The organism is Segatella intestinalis (assembly GCF_029348455.1).
Lineage (GTDB): Bacteria > Bacteroidota > Bacteroidia > Bacteroidales > Bacteroidaceae > Prevotella.
This window is the reverse complement of sequence record NZ_JARJVV010000010.1, coordinates 26409-42673: the sequence shown is the minus strand read 5'-3', so window position 1 is coordinate 42673 and position 16265 is coordinate 26409. Positions and strand designations below refer to the sequence as shown.

Annotated in this window: 10 protein-coding genes; 4 read left to right on the top strand and 6 right to left on the bottom strand. The window is 48.7% G+C overall.

Features of this window, described 5'->3' with window-relative positions; genetic code table 11:
* The first annotated feature begins 59 nt into the window (after window positions 1-59).
* A complete protein-coding gene (locus tag P3T48_RS08010; RefSeq protein WP_276506329.1) occupies window positions 60-1478 on the top strand; it encodes an aspartate ammonia-lyase in 1419 nt (472 codons plus the stop codon).
* Window positions 1479-1497: 19 nt separating this feature from the next.
* Here P3T48_RS08010 and P3T48_RS08005 read toward each other — a convergent pair whose 3' ends face one another.
* Window positions 1498-1647 carry a hypothetical protein gene (locus P3T48_RS08005; protein WP_276506328.1) on the bottom strand — a complete coding sequence of 50 codons (150 nt, stop codon included), beginning with the start codon at window positions 1645-1647 and terminating at the stop codon, window positions 1498-1500.
* Between the two features lie 270 nt (window positions 1648-1917).
* On the opposite strand from P3T48_RS08005, the gene eno reads away from it, so the two are divergent.
* Window positions 1918-3225, top strand: a complete 1308-nt coding sequence (gene eno, locus P3T48_RS08000) for a phosphopyruvate hydratase (RefSeq protein ID WP_217757668.1) — start codon at window positions 1918-1920, stop codon at window positions 3223-3225.
* A 233-nt stretch (window positions 3226-3458) separates the two neighbouring features.
* Here eno and P3T48_RS07995 read toward each other — a convergent pair whose 3' ends face one another.
* The 5 genes from P3T48_RS07995 to P3T48_RS07975 all read right to left on the bottom strand — a co-directional run bounded on the left by P3T48_RS07995 (window position 3459) and on the right by P3T48_RS07975 (window position 13269).
* A complete protein-coding gene (locus P3T48_RS07995; protein WP_276506327.1) occupies window positions 3459-4313 on the bottom strand; it encodes a helix-turn-helix domain-containing protein in 855 nt (284 codons plus the stop codon).
* A 36-nt stretch (window positions 4314-4349) separates the two neighbouring features.
* On the bottom strand, window positions 4350-5705 hold the full coding sequence (locus P3T48_RS07990; RefSeq protein ID WP_276506326.1) for an MATE family efflux transporter: 1356 nt from the start codon (window positions 5703-5705) through the stop codon (window positions 4350-4352).
* 366 nt (window positions 5706-6071) lie between these two features.
* Complete coding sequence (locus tag P3T48_RS07985) at window positions 6072-8216, bottom strand: M3 family metallopeptidase (protein ID WP_443217180.1); 2145 nt, start codon at window positions 8214-8216, stop codon at window positions 6072-6074.
* Between the two features lie 123 nt (window positions 8217-8339).
* Entirely contained in the window at window positions 8340-11918 is a 3579-nt protein-coding gene (nifJ, locus tag P3T48_RS07980; RefSeq protein ID WP_276506325.1) for a pyruvate:ferredoxin (flavodoxin) oxidoreductase, read from the bottom strand.
* Window positions 11919-12078: 160 nt separating this feature from the next.
* Window positions 12079-13269, bottom strand: a complete 1191-nt coding sequence (locus tag P3T48_RS07975; RefSeq protein ID WP_276506324.1) for an ATP-binding protein — start codon at window positions 13267-13269, stop codon at window positions 12079-12081.
* Window positions 13270-13429: 160 nt separating this feature from the next.
* Between P3T48_RS07975 and P3T48_RS07970 the strand changes: the two genes are divergently transcribed.
* Both P3T48_RS07970 and P3T48_RS07965 read left to right on the top strand, forming a co-directional pair.
* The gene (locus P3T48_RS07970; RefSeq protein ID WP_158462280.1) at window positions 13430-14506 is read left to right on the top strand and encodes a hypothetical protein; all 1077 of its coding nucleotides are present in this window, start codon (window positions 13430-13432) and stop codon (window positions 14504-14506) included.
* 110 nt (window positions 14507-14616) lie between these two features.
* Window positions 14617-16263, top strand: a complete 1647-nt coding sequence (locus P3T48_RS07965; RefSeq protein WP_276506323.1) for a glycoside hydrolase family 43 protein — start codon at window positions 14617-14619, stop codon at window positions 16261-16263.
* The last annotated feature ends 2 nt before the right edge of the window (window positions 16264-16265 follow it).

The following is a 16265-nucleotide window of genomic DNA, read 5'->3' as shown; positions in this document are numbered from 1 at the left end:
AGCAGTACTTTTGCAGCGAGAAAAAGAAATAAAAATATTAACGCTTAATAAATAGTATTATGGTTGAAGAAAAGAAATACAGAGTAGAGTCCGACCTTCTGGGTGAACTCAAGGTTCCAGCAGAAGCTCTTTATGGTGTGCAGACACAGCGTGGTATCAACAACTACCACATCTCGCGCAAGACTATGGTCGACAACCCTGACTTCATTATCGCTATCGCTTTCGTGAAGCTGGCTGCCATTGAGACCAATCATTCCTTGGGCGTGATCAACGATGAGATCTCGGGTGCCATCGCTCAGGCCTGCCGAGAAATCATTGAGGGCAAATGGCATGAGAACTTCCCTATAGATATGGTACAGGGTGGTGCAGGTACATCGGTCAACATGAACGCCAACGAGGTGATCGCCAACCGTGCACTCGAAATCATGGGTCATGAGAAGGGCGACTACCAGTATTGCTCACCCAACGACCATTGTAACTGCGGACAGAGTACCAACGACGTTTATCCTACCAGTATCCGTCTGGCGCTCATCCGTATGAACACGCATCTCGTGGGTGCCCTTACAGGATTGATAAGCGCCTTCCGTTATAAGGCTGATGAGTATTCCGACGTCATCAAGATGGGACGCACACAGTTGCAGGACGCTGTGCCTATGTCGTTCGGACAGGAGTTCAATGCCTATGCCAACAATCTGGAGGAGGAAATCCTTAATCTGGAGCGCAACGTGAAACTGCTGCACGAAATCAATATGGGTGGTACAGCCATCGGTACAGGTCTGAACGCTGTTCCTGGTTTCGCCAAACTTTGTGCAGCCAACCTGAGCAAGTTGACGGGCGAGAACTTTGAGACTGCTACCGACCTTGTTGAGGCTACTCCCGACACGGGTGCCTACGTGAGCTATTCGTCTGCTCTGAAGCGTCTGGCTGTTAAGTTGTCTAAGATATGCAACGACTTGCGACTCATGGCTTCTGGTCCTCGCTGCGGTCTCAACGAGATTAATCTGCCTCCTAAGGCTCCTGGATCTTCTATCATGCCAGGCAAGGTGAACCCAGTTATCCCTGAGGTGACCAATCAGGTTTGCTTCAAGGTAATCGGCAATGACACCACTATCAGCTTCGCAGCAGAGGCTGGTCAGCTGGAGTTGAACGTGATGGAGCCTATCATCACAGAGAGCCTCTTCGAGAGCCTTACATGGATGAAGAATGCCATAGAGACCCTTACCTCGGAGTGCATCCTCGGCATTACAGTGAACAAGGAACGTTGCTACGAAATGGTAAAGAACAGCATCGGTATCGTGACTGCCCTCAATCCCATCATTGGCTACAAGAAAAGTACCAAAGTGGCTAAGGAGGCTCATGAGACAGGCCGCTCAGTCTACGACATCGTGATAGAGCAGGGCATCATGAGTAAGGAGGAACTCGACAAGGCGCTCGATCCTAACGAGATGCTGCAGTCGCATAAGTTCACTTTGAAATAATGAATGTTTCGCGTTTGTGTTAAAGGTTTAAGTTAAAAGCTACGTTGAAGCCTGCTGCTCCTGCGGCTTTGGTTGGCAGGGGCGGGCTTAAGTTTTTCTGAATTAAGGTTGATAATCTTGGGCTGGAGGCATTTTGCTTCCAGCCATTTGGGGTTGAATACTTAGCCATAAAACATTTGGCTTTAACTTCTCTATTTTCTTTGAGTTCTCTATTTGCGAAAGTTGAGTAAATGATAGAAGTTTCGGATAGTGTTAGTCTCTTTACTCATAAGTAGGTATTTAATCGGAATACCTATTTTTAATGACGTACGAAATTTGGAGATATCTCAGATTATATCTATTTTTGCACTCAGAAACAGAAATCGTATAGAGACGATAAGTATCGTGCTTCAAGCGTTTTTGTTAATGTTTTATGTAATAAAAAAAATATTAAAGTATTATGATTATTGAAAATGTTCATGCAAGAGAAATCTTGGATTCCCGCGGCAACCCTACAGTAGAGGTTGAGGTTACATTAAAGTCGGGTATTGTGGGTCGTGCTTCTGTTCCATCAGGTGCGTCGACAGGCGAAAACGAGGCTTTGGAACTTCGTGATGGTGATAAGAACCGCTATGGTGGTAAGGGCGTCTTGAAGGCTGTGGAGAATGTGAACAAGGTGATTGCGCCTGCCTTGGTGGGCTTCTCTGCCTTGGAACAGCGCGCCATTGACTACAAGATGCTGGAACTCGACGGTACCAAGACCAAGTCGAACCTGGGTGCAAATGCTATTCTCGGTGTGTCTCTGGCTGTGGCACATGCTGCTGCCGAGTATCTGCACATCCCCTTGTATCGCTACATCGGCGGTTGCAATACCTACACCCTTCCTGTTCCTATGATGAACATCATTAATGGTGGTGCTCACTCTGATGCACCTATTGCCTTCCAGGAGTTCATGATCCGTCCTGTGGGTGCTCCTTCCGAGAAGGAGGCCATCCGCATGGGTGCCGAGGTGTTCCATGCATTGGCTAAACTGCTGAAGAGCCGCGGCCTTTCTACTGCCGTAGGTGATGAGGGCGGTTTTGCTCCTGCACTCGATGGTATCGAGGATGCACTCGAGAGCATCTGTCAGGCCATTAAGGATGCTGGCTATGAGCCAGGAAAGGATGTGAAGATAGCCATGGACTGTGCTGCCAGTGAGTTTGCCGTTCAGGAGAATGGTGAGTGGTATTATGATTACCGCCAGTTGAAGGATGGTAAGAAGAAGGATCCTAATGGCAAGAAACTGACTGCTGAAGAGCAGATCAAATTCCTGGAAGAACTGATTACCAAGTATCCTATCGATTCTATTGAGGATGGTCTTGATGAGAACGATTGGGACAACTGGGTGAAGTTGACTGCTGCCATTGGCGACCGTTGCCAGTTGGTAGGTGACGACCTCTTTGTTACAAATGTGAAGTTCCTCGAAAAGGGCATCAAGATGGGTGCAGCCAACTCTATCCTTATCAAGGTAAACCAGATTGGTTCTCTTACTGAGACCCTGGATGCTATTGAGATGGCTCATCGTCATGGTTACACTACGGTTACTTCCCATCGCTCGGGTGAAACCGAGGATACTACAATAGCTGATATTGCTGTGGCAACCAACTCGGGGCAGATCAAGACGGGTTCAATGAGTCGTACCGACCGTATGGCTAAGTACAACCAGCTTATCCGCATCGAAGAGCAGTTGGGTAATCGCGCAGCCTATGGCTATAAGAAGTTAAAATAATTGTGATAGTTTTTTTTAAATTTAGCGTAATCCTTTCACCATGACAATACACGATTAGAATAGAATAGATCAGATATACGAGAATACATGGGCATGGATGGCTGAGAGAGTTGTCCATGCTTTTTTTCGTTTTTTATGTCACTAATGTAATTTCCCGAAACCCATGCTCATGGCTATCAGAAGCAAGCTACTTATGCCCTTCTCTTAGGTTTCATCACCTTTCATCGTCTTTCTCAGCCTTTGTTTCTGTAGGCGAGGGGAGTCATGCCGGCACGCATTTTGAAGAAGTTGGTGAGGGCGCTCTGGTCGCTGAAACTCAGGGCGTCGGCTATTTCGCCAATTGACATGCTGGAATGAGAAAGGAGGTTGCAGGCTTCCTTGTAGATGAGCGAGGTGACGTGCTCGTTGATGGTAGAGCCGCTTATCTCCTTGACCAAGCGCGAGAGGTAGGCCGTGGAGACATTCATCTTGCTGGCGTAGAAACGGATCTGGCGCTCCTTACGGAAGTTGCGGTACAGGTGATGGAGGAAGATTTCGTACACCTCCTTCTTGTGCTTGAAGTCGTGGGAGATGGATCGTTCCTCGTAGGGCAGCTCCTCGAGGATGAGGCGAAGCACGTTGAACATCGACTGTATCATCTCAACCTTGTTGATGTGTTGATGGCGCACGATGTTGTGAATGATGTTGAACACATCGCTCACGCTCTTGTGCTTCTCCTCCGTGAGGTGGTAGATGGTGTTTTCGTCCACCATGTCGGTATCTACGAGAACACATTCTGCCTTGAAGTCAGGCGTCAGTTCTATCTCGTTGATGACGTGTCGTGAGGTCATGACGAGGAGGCTGTCGGCGTTGAGCGTCTTCCTCTCGTCTTGTTCGCTGATGACTATGGTGGCTGTGCCTTTCCTGATGAGCAGGAGTTTGGTGAAGAGTGTGCGCTGTTGCACCATTTCCTTGAAATGATGGAGCACATCGACACCCGTAGGTAGGGTGAACCCTACTGAAATATAGGCGGCATAAGCGCCAAAAATGTCTGTCAACTGATATTTATTGGCAAACTCTTCCAGGTTGTATATCTGTTGTTGTTTCACGGTTATGTGGTTTTTAAGTTATCATTTTTTTACTTGTTACTTGGCTTCTTCCATTTTTCTGAGTTCTTTCTCAAACCGTTGCCAGTAGAGGGCGCCGGCGATGGTGAGTCCGAAGGGGAAGGCTATCCAGATGCCCAGGATACCCATGCCGAGAGGGAATCCGAGGGTATAGCCCATAGGTAGGGAGATGACGAAGTAGGCGATGAAGGCGTAGAGCACCATCGGACGCACGCAGGCGATGCCGCGAAGAGCATTGGCAAAGCTGTATTGCAGTCCGTCGCCAAACTGATAGACCATCATCATGATGATGAGCAACGCCACGTATTGCTGCACCTCCACGTTGTCGTTGAACCAGCCTCCTATCTGATGGCGCAGGAGCAGTACGGGCAGACCCATACAGATGGAGAACATCAGGTTGAGTCGCCAGCCGTCATAGGCATTGCGGCGAACCGCCTGATAGTCTTTCTGACCAACGAAGTGACTTACACGGATGGCCATGGCGGCAGCCATACCCGAGAGTACGAGATAGAAGAGCTGGGAGAGGGTGATCATCACCTGGTGGGCTGCCAAAGGTATGGTTCCGAGCCATCCCACCATCACACAACTGAGGGTGAAAGCCGACGACTCCATGCCCAACTGCAGGGCTACGGGCCATCCTAAGCGGTTCATCTCGCGGAAGTCGGCCTTGGTGATGCTGCTATGCAAAATGTCGTGACGGTACTGTGCGAACTTCTTCCTGCCTATCACGATTCCCACCATGGCTGCTGCCATGAGCACACGGCTCAGCAAGGTAGAGATTCCGGCTCCGAGAAGTCCCAGTTCGGGGAATCCTGCCACACCATAGATGAGCAGCCAGTTGCCGAAGATGTTGACCACGTTGCCTGCTATCATCACCCACATCGCCACACGCGTCTCTGCCACGCCATCAAGAAATTGCTTCATGGTGTAGAATATGCCCATGAAGAGTACCGAGACGAGGTTGACGATGAAGTAGGGACGGATGAGGGCGAGCAGCTCTTCGGGTTGTCCGATGTGCGAGAGGTTGAGGTAGAGCACCACAAGCGCTATGGAGAGAAGGGTGCCCGTAAGCATATTGGCAAAGAGCGAGTTGCGCACCTTCTGTCCGATGCTGTCGATACGTTCCTCGCCATAGAGTCGGCCGATGATAGGAGTCAGACCATAGGTGAAGCCCATGTACATGACGAACACCAGGGTATAGATGTTGTTGACAAGTCCTGCCGCAGCCAGTTCTTCCGTGCTGTGGTGACCTATCATGATGGTGTCGGCAAAACCTAAGATGATGGTTCCTAACTGTCCTATGACGATAGGTATGCCAATGCTTAATAGATTCTTATAGTAATGTCTTTGTGTTCCTGTTATTTTTTTGCTCATATATAACATCTTGTCTGTTATTCATGCAAAGATAATGCAAATCGAATGCAGAATATCAAGCTTGCTTGAATATTTTGCTGAGTGCAGCTTATCTTATGCAAAGATACAACGTTTTCTTGTAACATACAAAAAAAATGCAGAAAATGTGCTGTCTCTTAGTATCTTTATGAAAGTCTGTAGAACAGAAAGCTATTGAGTTGTCGCTGGGTTCAGAAGGTTAAGATGAGTATAAACGAAAAACAGAACAGTGTGTCGGTCGTGACACCTGTCCTGTTGTATGATGTACTGAGGCTCTGTTGCCTTAAAAATCTTTATCGGCAGTAAGATTCAGTTTTACTTTTTTACCTTTTTACTTTTTTACCTTTATTACAATCCTCTTGCTTTGAGCAGGCCAGAAGCATCAGGTTGCTTCATGCCAGTGAAGTCGGTAAACATTTCGAGCTGATCCTTGGTATTGCCGCGGCTGAGAATCTTGGTGCGGAAAGCCTGACCAACAGCAGGGTCGAGTGCTCCATGCTGAGCGAAGTAGTCGGCTACGTTGACAGCGAGAACCTCTGTCCACAGATAGCTGTAATAGCCTGCTGCATAGCCACCTCCCCATACGTGGTTAAAGTAAGTGGTAGAGTATCGTGGAGGTATCTGAGTATTGAGAACTTCTGACTTGAAGAGAGCTTCTTTCTCGAAGGCTCCAGCCATGTAGGCAGAAGGAACCTGTTCGGGAGTCAGTTCGTGCCAAGCCAGGTCGAGACAGGTGGCAGCTAAGTTCTCGCCCAAGGAATAGGCTGTCTGGAAGTTGATGCTCTTGAGCATGCGTTCCTTCAGGGCTGCTGGCATAGGAGCGCCTGTTTCAGTATGACGGGCAAAGTGGTCGAACACCTCAGGAATGGAAGCAAACGACTCATTAAACTGCGAAGGCATTTCTACGAAGTCTCGTGCTACGGCTGTACCGGAAAGGGTGTTGTACTGGCAGTCGGAGAGTATGCCGTGCAGGGCGTGACCGAACTCATGGAACATGGTGCAAACCTCGTCCCAGGTGATGAGTGAAGGCTGTCCTTCGGGAGCCTTGGCGTTGTTGCATACATTATATATAATAGGCAACTGACCGCGCTGTCTGCTCTGCTTGGCGAAAGCGCTCATCCATGCGCCACCTCGCTTGGTAGGACGGCGGAAGAAGTCGCTATAGAAGAGAGCCAGAGGCTTACCGTTCTTATCGCTCACCTCAAACACCTTCATGTCGGGATGATAGGTTGGGATGTCCTTGCGCTGTTTGAAGTTAAGACCATATACCTTGTGGGCAGCATAGAACACACCGTTGATCTGTACGCTGTCGATATTGAAATAAGGTTTTATCTCGTCGTCTGTAATGTTGAGGAGTTCCTTCTTCATCTTTGCGGAATAGTAGAATCGGTCGTAGGGCTGCAGCTTGAAGTCATTACCCTCCAGTTTCTGAGCGTATTCTTCGATAGCCTTGGTCTCTGCCTCAGCCTTGGGAGTGTATTCCTTGATGAGCTGTCCCAGGAAGTTGTTCACGTTCTGACTGTTCTTCGCCATGGTCTTCTCGAGCGAGTAGTCGGCATAGTTGTTGTAGCCCATGAGCTGTCCCTTCTCGGCACGCAACTTGGCTATTTCGGTAACGATAGGGAAGGTGTTGAACTCTGGATTGGTGGCATCGGCACGATGGATACTTGCCTCGTACACACGGCGGCGAAGGTCGCGGTTGGCAAGCGAGGCGAGGATAGGCTGCTGGGTGGTGTTGATGATTACCACGCAGTAAGGAGCCTTACCGCCACGGCTCTCTGCATCTTTCTTGCACTGAGCTATATCAGCATCGCTCAGGCCAGCCAACTCGTCCTTGCTCTGTACCCATACCACAGCATTGTTGGTGGCTGCAGGCAAGAGGTTATCCCATTGCTCCTGCAGTTGCGAGATGCGGGTATTGATCTGCTTCATGCGCTCCATCTTCTCTGCCGACAGCAAGGCGCCAGAGCGAACAAAACGCTTGTAGGTCTGCTCGGTCAGGCGAAGATCTTCGCCCTTGAGTTTCTTCAGTTCGTTGTCGTAAACGAACTTGATGCGGTTGAAGAGTTGCTTATTGAAAGAAATCTCGTTGTCCAGATCGGTAAGCAAAGGCATCACCTTCTTCTGAGTTTCTGCAATGCCAGGAGTTTTGTGGGCGCTCGTGAGTCCGAAGAAGACGTTGCTCACACGGTCGAGCAGGAGTCCGCTCTCTTCGAAAGCGAGGATGGTGTTCTGGAAGGTTGGTTTCTTCTTGTTGTTGACAATCTTCTGGATGTTCTCACGCTGGCTCTTGATGGCTATCTCGAAGGCAGGAAGATAGTCGCTCTCCTGAATCTTGCTGAAATCGGGAGCGCCGAAAGGCAGAGTGCTCTTTACGAGAAGCGGATTATGGGTGGAAGAACTGGCACCAGCGGATTGGGCAAACGTAGTGGCTGGCATCTGCAGGAGGGCAGTGGCCAGGCCGAAGGTAAGTAATGTTTTGTTTAGTCTCATGTTGGTCTTTTCTTGCAAAGTTACGACTTTTTTTCGATAAATATGCAAAAACGTATAAAAAAAGCCGAGAGGACAAAAAAATCCTCTCGGCTTGCATTATATTACTGATATAGAAGAATCAGATTAGATTTCCTCGCTCCAGTCCTCCTGGCTCTTGCGAACGTAAGTCTGGTAGCGGAGCTTAGCCATCTTCTCTGCCTGAGAGAAGAGCTCATCAGCCTCCTTAGGGAATGCCTTCTGTACAGAGAGGTAACGAACCTCACCGAGCAGGAAGTCGCGGAAGTTCTCCCAGTTAGGAGCCTTTGAGTCGAGTGTGAATGGGTTCTTACCCTCATCAGCCAACAGTGGGTTGTAACGCCACAAGTGCCAGTAACCGCACTCAACAGCCAACTCTTCCTCGTGCTGTGAACGACCCATACCGCCCTTACGCTTCAAACCGTGGTTGATACATGGTGCGTAAGCGATGATGAGTGATGGACCTGGATAAGCCTCAGCCTCACGGATAGCCTTCAATGTCTGAGCATTGTCAGCACCCATAGCTACCTGAGCTACGTAGATGTAACCGTATGTAGTCTGCATCAAACCGAGATCCTTCTTACGGATACGCTTACCCTGAGCAGCGAACTGTGCGATGGCACCGAGTGGAGTAGACTTAGAAGACTGACCACCAGTGTTAGAGTAAACCTCAGTATCGAGTACCAAGATGTTAACATCCTCACCAGAAGCCAATACGTGGTCGAGACCACCGTAACCGATATCATAAGAAGCACCGTCACCACCGATGATCCACTGTGAACGCTTAACGAGGTAGTGATCCAAAGTCTTGAGCTCCTTGCAGATAGGGCAACCCTTCTCAGCGCCGGCAGCGATGAGAGGCTTCAACTCTGCAGCAGCCTCCTTAGAACCCTCTGAATCGTTCATGTTAGCAACCCACTTGTCAGCAGCTGCTACGAACTCAGCAGGAACATGCTCCTGAGCCTTAGCCTCCTCGAGCAAGTGAGCGATACGCTCCTTCATCTTCTTGTTACCCATTACCATACCGAGACCGAACTCGCAGAAGTCCTCGAACAATGAGTTGTCGAATGCAGGACCCTGACCCTTAGCGTTCTTTGTATATGGAGTTGATGGGATAGAAGCTGAGTAGATAGAAGAACAACCAGTAGCGTTAGCGATCATCTGACGATCACCGAAGAGCTGAGAAATCAACTTAACGTATGGAGTCTCACCACAACCAGAGCAAGCACCAGAGAACTCGAACAGTGGCTGAGCGAACTGAGAGTTCTTAGGACTCTGCTTGATGTCAACGAGATCCTGCTTAGAAGCAACGTTGTGTACGAGGTACTCCCAGTTAGCTGCTTCCTTAACCATATCCTCTGCGTCAACGTTGAATGGAACCATTGTCAACGCCTTCTCACCCTTCTTACCTGGGCAGACGTCAGCACAGTTACCACAACCCAGACAGTCGAGTACTGAAGTCTCGATGCGGAAGTGCATGCCAGCCAAAGCCTTAGGTGCCTTAACATCCTGAGTCTCGAGACCCTCGATGCCTGCGAGCTCCTCGTCGGTCAATACGAATGGACGGATAGCTGCGTGAGGACAAACGAATGAACACTTGTTACACTGGATACAGTTCTCAACGTTCCATACTGGTACGAATGCCTCAACACCACGCTTCTCGAATGCTGCAGTACCATTCTGCCATGTACCGTCAACTGTGTCGTGCTTAACGAAGTCAGAAACCTTCAAGAGGTCACCTGCCTGGCCGTTGATAGGACGAACGAGCTCCTTAACGAATGCTGGAGCGTTATCCTCCTTAGCTTCATCGTCAGCGAGGTTAGCCCAAGCTGGATCTACTGTCAACTGCTTGTACTCACCACCACGGTCAACAGCGCCGAAGTTCTTGTCAACAACGTCCTGACCCTTCTTAGAGTAAGACTTCACGATGAATGCCTTCATCTGCTCTACAGCGAGATCCAAAGGAATAACCTCTGTGATACGGAAGAATGCAGACTGGAGGATGGTGTTGGTACGGTTGCCGAGACCAATCTCCTGAGCAATCTTAGTTGCGTTGATATAGTAAACTGTGATGTTGTTCTTAGCGAAGTAACGCTTTACCTTGTTAGGGATGAAGTTAACCAACTCCTCGCCGTCGAAGATTGTGTTCAACAGGAAGAAACCGTTCTTACGCAAACCACGTGTTACATCGTACATGTGGAGGTAAGCCTGTACGTGACAAGCTACGAAGTTAGGAGTATTTACCTGATATGCGCTGTGGATAGGGCTGTCGCCGAAACGCAAGTGAGAGCAGGTGAAACCACCAGACTTCTTAGAGTCGTAAGAGAAGTATGCCTGGCAATACTTGTTGGTATTGTTACCGATGATCTGAACTGAGTTCTTGTTAGCACCAACAGTACCATCAGCACCCAAACCGTAGAACTTAGCCTCGAACAAGTCGTCGCCACCCATTGGGATCTCCTCCTCTTCAGGGAGAGAAGTGAATGTAACGTCATCAACGATACCTACAGTGAAGTGGTTCTTTGGCTGTGGCAACTCGAGGTTCTTGAATACAGCAACGATCTTAGCAGGAGTTGTATCAGAAGAACCGAGACCGTAGCGACCGCCAACGATCAATGGCTTGCGCTCGTCATCGTAGAGAGCAGACTTAACGTCGAGGTACAATGGCTCACCCTCTGCACCTGGCTCCTTAGTACGATCGAGAACAGCGATGCGCTTAACTGTAGCTGGGATAGCCTTCTTCAAGAAGTCAACAGAGAATGGACGATACAGGTGAACTGCAACCATACCAACCTTCTTGCCCTGCTTGTTCAAGTAGTCGATAGCCTCGCGAGCAGGCTCTGTAGCAGAACCCATCAGGATGATGATGTTCTCAGCATCCTCAGCACCATAGTAGTTGAAGAGGTGATACTCACGGCCAGTGATCTTAGTCATCTCCTGGCAGTACTTCTCTACTACCTCAGGAATTGCATCGTAGTAAGAGTTGCAAGCCTCACGGTGAGTGAAGAATGTCTCTGGGTTCTCAGCGGTACCGCGAGTAACAGGACGCTCAGGAGACAATGCACGGTTACGGAAGTCCTCGATGTACTCTTCCTTAACCAATGGACGGATGTCTTCCATATCCATCTCCTCGATCTTGTGGTACTCGTGAGAAGTACGGAAACCATCGAAGAAGTTAATGAAAGGAACCTTTGTCTCCAATGTTGCCAAGTGAGGAACTGCAGAGAGGTCCATTACCTCCTGAACAGAACCAGAGCAGAACATAGCGAAGCCAGTCTGACGACAAGCCATAACGTCCTGGTGGTCACCGAAGATACAAAGAGAGTGAGAAGCCAATGTACGAGCTGATACGTTGAACACGCAAGGGAGCAACTCACCAGCGATCTTGTACATGTTAGGAATCATCAACAACAAGCCCTGAGAAGCAGTGTAAGTTGAAGTCAAGGCACCAGCCTGAAGAGAACCGTGAACAGCACCAGCTGCACCAGCCTCAGATTCCATTTCCTGGATAGAAACTCGCTGACCGAAGAGGTTCTTACGACCTTTGGCAGCCCATTCATCTACATGCTCCGCCATTGGTGATGATGGAGTGATAGGGTAGATGGCAGCAACCTCAGTAAACATGTAGCTTACATGAGCGGCAGCTGTGTTACCATCACAAGTGATAAATTTTTTTTCTTTAGCCATTTTACTTTTAGATAAAATATTAAAAATGTTTTGTATACTTATTTTATTTTTGTCTTAATAGTCTTGCTTTGCTTTTATTTTTCCTTCGAGGTGTAAACTCTGAGGCTTTTCTTCGAGACCTTTCTTGTTGCGCTTTCCTTTTAGTAGTTGCGCTTTCCTTTTAGTAAAGGAATCCCAAGAGCCAGAGCGGTATTCTGTTGTCCTTTCCCACCTCGGTGTTGTAACGGGCGTAGATGGTGTCGGGGTTATACCTTAATTTATTAGTAGCCTGGGCGTCGCATATGCGGAACTTCCTGTTACCGTCCACCATATAGAAATGGTCGTGTCCACCCTGATGCACCTGATGGTCTTTCCACATGGAGTTGACAAAGAATGTTTCCATCACTTCCTGTTCGTCTATCTGCAGGGGGAAAATGGCATACATCAGATTGGGATTGTGCAACATCACCTTGGATGGCTTTTTGGGGAACTCTTGATTGTCTGGATAAATCATGTTGATGAGTCGTGCGTCTGCGAGATACTTGATGTAGTTCATCACCGTGGCACGGCTGGTCTCTATGCCTTCAGCCAACTGACTGATGTTAGGCGCCTTGGCTCCCTCTACTGCCAACTGGTAGAAGAGTCGCTTTATCTTAGTGAGGTACTTCAGTTCTATCTGTTTGATGAGCAGAATGTCCACCTCGGTCATCATATTCATGGTTTTGAGCAGGTTCTCGGTAAAGTTGCGCTGCTCCAGGAAGAAGGGATAGAAACCATGGTGCAGATAGTCCTTGAAGTATTTCATCGGACTCACCTTGGGCAGGATCTGCTTGATGATGTGCTCATGGTTCTGCAGGATGTCCTCCAACTCGTATGGCTGGAAGTTGTTGCCTGTCTGCAGGTTGATGAACTCGCGGAAGGAGAAACCACGCAGGTTGTAACTCTTCACGATGCCGTTGAGCTCAGGATTCTCCTCTTTCAGTCGCATCACGCTCGAACCAGTAAAGACGATCTTCAGTTCGGGATAGAGGTCATAGCAACGACGAAGCTCCTTGCTCCAGTCTGGCTGTTTGAAAACCTGGTCGATAAGCAATGTGCGTCCGCCCTGTCTGACAAAGTCGCCGGCAAAGTCGGCTATTCCACGTCCTTGGAAGTAGAAGTTGTTCATGTTCACAAAGAGACATTTGTGGTCGTCAGCACCAAACTTTTCCTTGGCATATTGCAGTAGGAAAGTAGTCTTTCCGACTCCTCGTGTACCCTTGATACCAATCATGCGGTCGTTCCAGTCAATCTCATCCATCAGGGTGCGACGAACCGGAGCGTTGATGTGCTCGACCAGATATCGATGTGTTCTGAAGAAAGCCTCTTCCATGAGTTTATGTTCTTTCGTATTGTTTTTAATAGTGCAAAGGTAATATTTATTTTCTAAATTGCAAACTCAAGATAGCAAAAAACAACTTTTTTTTCATTATTTAGCACTAATCTAAGTAAAATGAGGCAAAATATAGCGAGATTTTAGTAACTTTGCACTCATGAAGTTGCATATTTTCAATCCAGACCACGATTTGGCGTTAGCTGCCAACCAAAAAATATTCACCGCACCCCATGCTGGTCGTCTCCTTCGGGGCGACCTGTCTTTCATTCCTGCCTTATGGGCTGACGATGGAGATTTGGTGTTGGTCGACGACATAGACAATGCCCGCGACAAGGTGCGTCATCTCTGCGGTTATGAGAACCAGGACAGGGTGGAGTTCGTCACCAAGTTGCAGTTGCAGAAGATATTTGCCGATACCATGTCGGTGGACAGCATTCATCCCTGGGGCTGGAATCTCTCGCTCAAGGAGGAGTTGCGCCGCATAGGATGCCCTGACATAATGCTTCCTACCGATGAAACCATGCAAAAGATAAGAGAACTGAGTTCTCGTCAATGGGCATCCACGCATCTGCAGAGCGACGTGAAGTTTGTGTCGAACCTGCAGGATCTTATCCTTCTGGTGCAGCAAATGCAGCGGGCTGTAGTCAAGGCTCCATGGAGCAGCAGCGGCAGGGGCGTGCGCTATCTCACAGCTCAGATGTTGCAAGACCCAGGCTTCTCGCGCTGGGCTGAACGTATCATCGAAAAACAGGGCGGTGTCACAGTAGAGCCCTATTATAATAAGGTGAAAGATTTCGGTATGGAGTTTGAAGCCATCGACGGACAGATTGTTTATCGAGGACTGTCTCTTTTCCAGGTTGCGAAGAATGCCTATACGGGCAATGTGCTTGCATCGGAGGAAGAGAAGGAGGAAATGCTGCAGTCTTATGTCAGTCATGAGCAGCTGGAAGCTATCAGCCAGCATGTCTGCGAGGTGATGCAGCCTGCTCTGAAGGGAGTCTACAGCGGTCCGTTCGGAGTTGACATGATGGTGTGCGCCAAAGAGCCCGGAAGCAAGGATGTCTTTATCAATCCCTGCATCGAACTCAATCTTCGTCGCACGATGGGACATGTCGCCTTGGCTCTCAGTGGTCATGGCGAGCATCCTCTACGCATGATGCAGGTCCTCTTTGATGGTAATCGCTATCATCTGACTGTAAGAAAGATAGAGCAGAATACTAAACAAAATGTTTAATATGTAAATTCTTTCACCAAACAATATGTTTAATACGTCATTTCTTTAAATAAATAAAATATCATTCAAATAAACTATTTTTTTTAACAAACTAAATCTTTTCATAACCAATGAAGAAAAAACTAATCGTATTATTTCTTGCATCGGCATCTTTAGGAGCCTTTGCTCAGACAGCTAAACCTTACGTGTCGCAGGTATGGAATCCGGATAATGGTAACGGAACTTATACCAATCCTGTAATTAATGCAGACTATAGTGACCCCGACGTGGTGGCTGTAGGTGATGACTATTACCTCACAGCCAGCAGTTTCAACTGTATTCCCGGTCTGCCCATCCTCCACAGCAAGGACCTTGTCAACTGGGAACTCATCGGACATGCTGTCACCAAGCTCCAGCCTGAGAGCGAGTTCGATAAGCCATCGCATGGCAATGGTGTGTGGGCTCCCTGCATCAGTTATCATAACGGCGAGTTCTATATCTATTGGGGTGACCCCGATTACGGTGTGTTCATGGTGAAGACCAAGAATCCAGCCGGCAAATGGGACGATCCAGTGTGTGTGATTCCTGGCAAGGGAATGATCGACACCTCTCCTCTGTGGGACGAGGACGGCCGTGTGTACTTGGTGAATGGCTGGGCCAATTCGCGCAATCGCTTCGCATCTGTCATCACTGTTCGCGAGTTGAATGCCGAAGGAACCAAGGCCATCAGCGATCCTGTCATAGTCTTCGACGGCAACGGAACAGAGAATCGCACTTGCGAAGGTCCTAAGTTTTATAAGCGCAACGGCTGGTACTGGGTGATGTTCCCTGCCGGAGGTGTTCCCACAGGTCATCAGATTGCCATGCGCTCCAAGTCGCCTTTCGGTCCTTACGAGGCTAAGAAGGTGCTTGCTCAGGGCAAGAGCAAAATCAATGGCCCTCATCAGGGCGGATGGGTTCATACAAAATACGGCGAAGACTGGTTTATGCATTTCCAGGACAAGGAAGCCTACGGACGTGTGGTTCACTTGCAGCCTGTCACCTGGAAGGACAATTGGCCTGTGATGGGCAAGGTGCCAGCTAAGGGCTATTGTGGCGAACCTTACGAGACTTATAAGATGCCTAAGGCAGCCGTTCATGTGAACGTAAACCCTGTGGAGAGCGATGAGTTCAATGAAACTAAGTTGGGCCTTCAATGGCAATGGCACGCCAACTACCAGCAGTGGTATGGAATGCCAACCTCGATGGGCGTGATGCGCGTCTATACCGACAAGAACGACGGAACCATCTGGCACACACCCAACCTGTTGTTGCAGAAAACTCCAGCCGACAACTTCACAGTCACCACCAAACTACAGCTTACTGCCAAGGACCAGAACCAGATGGGCGGTATCATCATGATGGGCCTCGACTACACGGCATTGGTAGTCAAGCGAGTGGGCGATGAGTTCCAGTTGCAGCAGATTACCTGCAAGAGTGCCGACAAGGGCAAGGCCGAGACTGTGAAGGTTCTCGATACGCTGAAGCCAAGTTTGGTAGACAAGATAGACTATCAGCCAGCCATCCACGAGCAGGCTTATATGCGAATGGTGGTACGCCAGGGCAAGATGCAGTTCTATTTCTCCCAGAATGGCAAGTCGTACAAGAAGGTGGGCGATGAATTTACCATGCGCGAAGGCAAGTGGATTGGAGCCAAGGTAGGACTCCTCGCCAAGGAGCCCGAAGGCAAGACCAACCGTGGTTGGATAGATGTGGACTGGTTCCGCATCACCAAATAATA

Excerpts from the sequence above, each read along its gene's own strand:
- P3T48_RS08010 (WP_276506329.1), top strand. The coding sequence starts at position 60 with ATGGTTGAAGAAAAGAAATACAGAGTAGAGTCCGACCTTCTGGGTGAA.
- P3T48_RS08005 (WP_276506328.1), bottom strand. The coding sequence starts at position 1,647 with ATGGCTAAGTATTCAACCCCAAATGGCTGGAAGCAAAATGCCTCCAGC.
- eno (WP_217757668.1), top strand. The coding sequence starts at position 1,918 with ATGATTATTGAAAATGTTCATGCAAGAGAAATCTTGGATTCCCGCGGC.
- P3T48_RS07990 (WP_276506326.1), bottom strand. The coding sequence starts at position 5,705 with ATGAGCAAAAAAATAACAGGAACACAAAGACATTACTATAAGAATCTA.
- P3T48_RS07985 (WP_443217180.1), bottom strand. The coding sequence starts at position 8,216 with ATGAGACTAAACAAAACATTACTTACCTTCGGCCTGGCCACTGCCCTC.
- nifJ (WP_276506325.1), bottom strand. The coding sequence starts at position 11,918 with ATGGCTAAAGAAAAAAAATTTATCACTTGTGATGGTAACACAGCTGCC.
- P3T48_RS07975 (WP_276506324.1), bottom strand. The coding sequence starts at position 13,269 with ATGGAAGAGGCTTTCTTCAGAACACATCGATATCTGGTCGAGCACATC.
- P3T48_RS07970 (WP_158462280.1), top strand. The coding sequence starts at position 13,430 with ATGAAGTTGCATATTTTCAATCCAGACCACGATTTGGCGTTAGCTGCC.
- P3T48_RS07965 (WP_276506323.1), top strand. The coding sequence starts at position 14,617 with ATGAAGAAAAAACTAATCGTATTATTTCTTGCATCGGCATCTTTAGGA.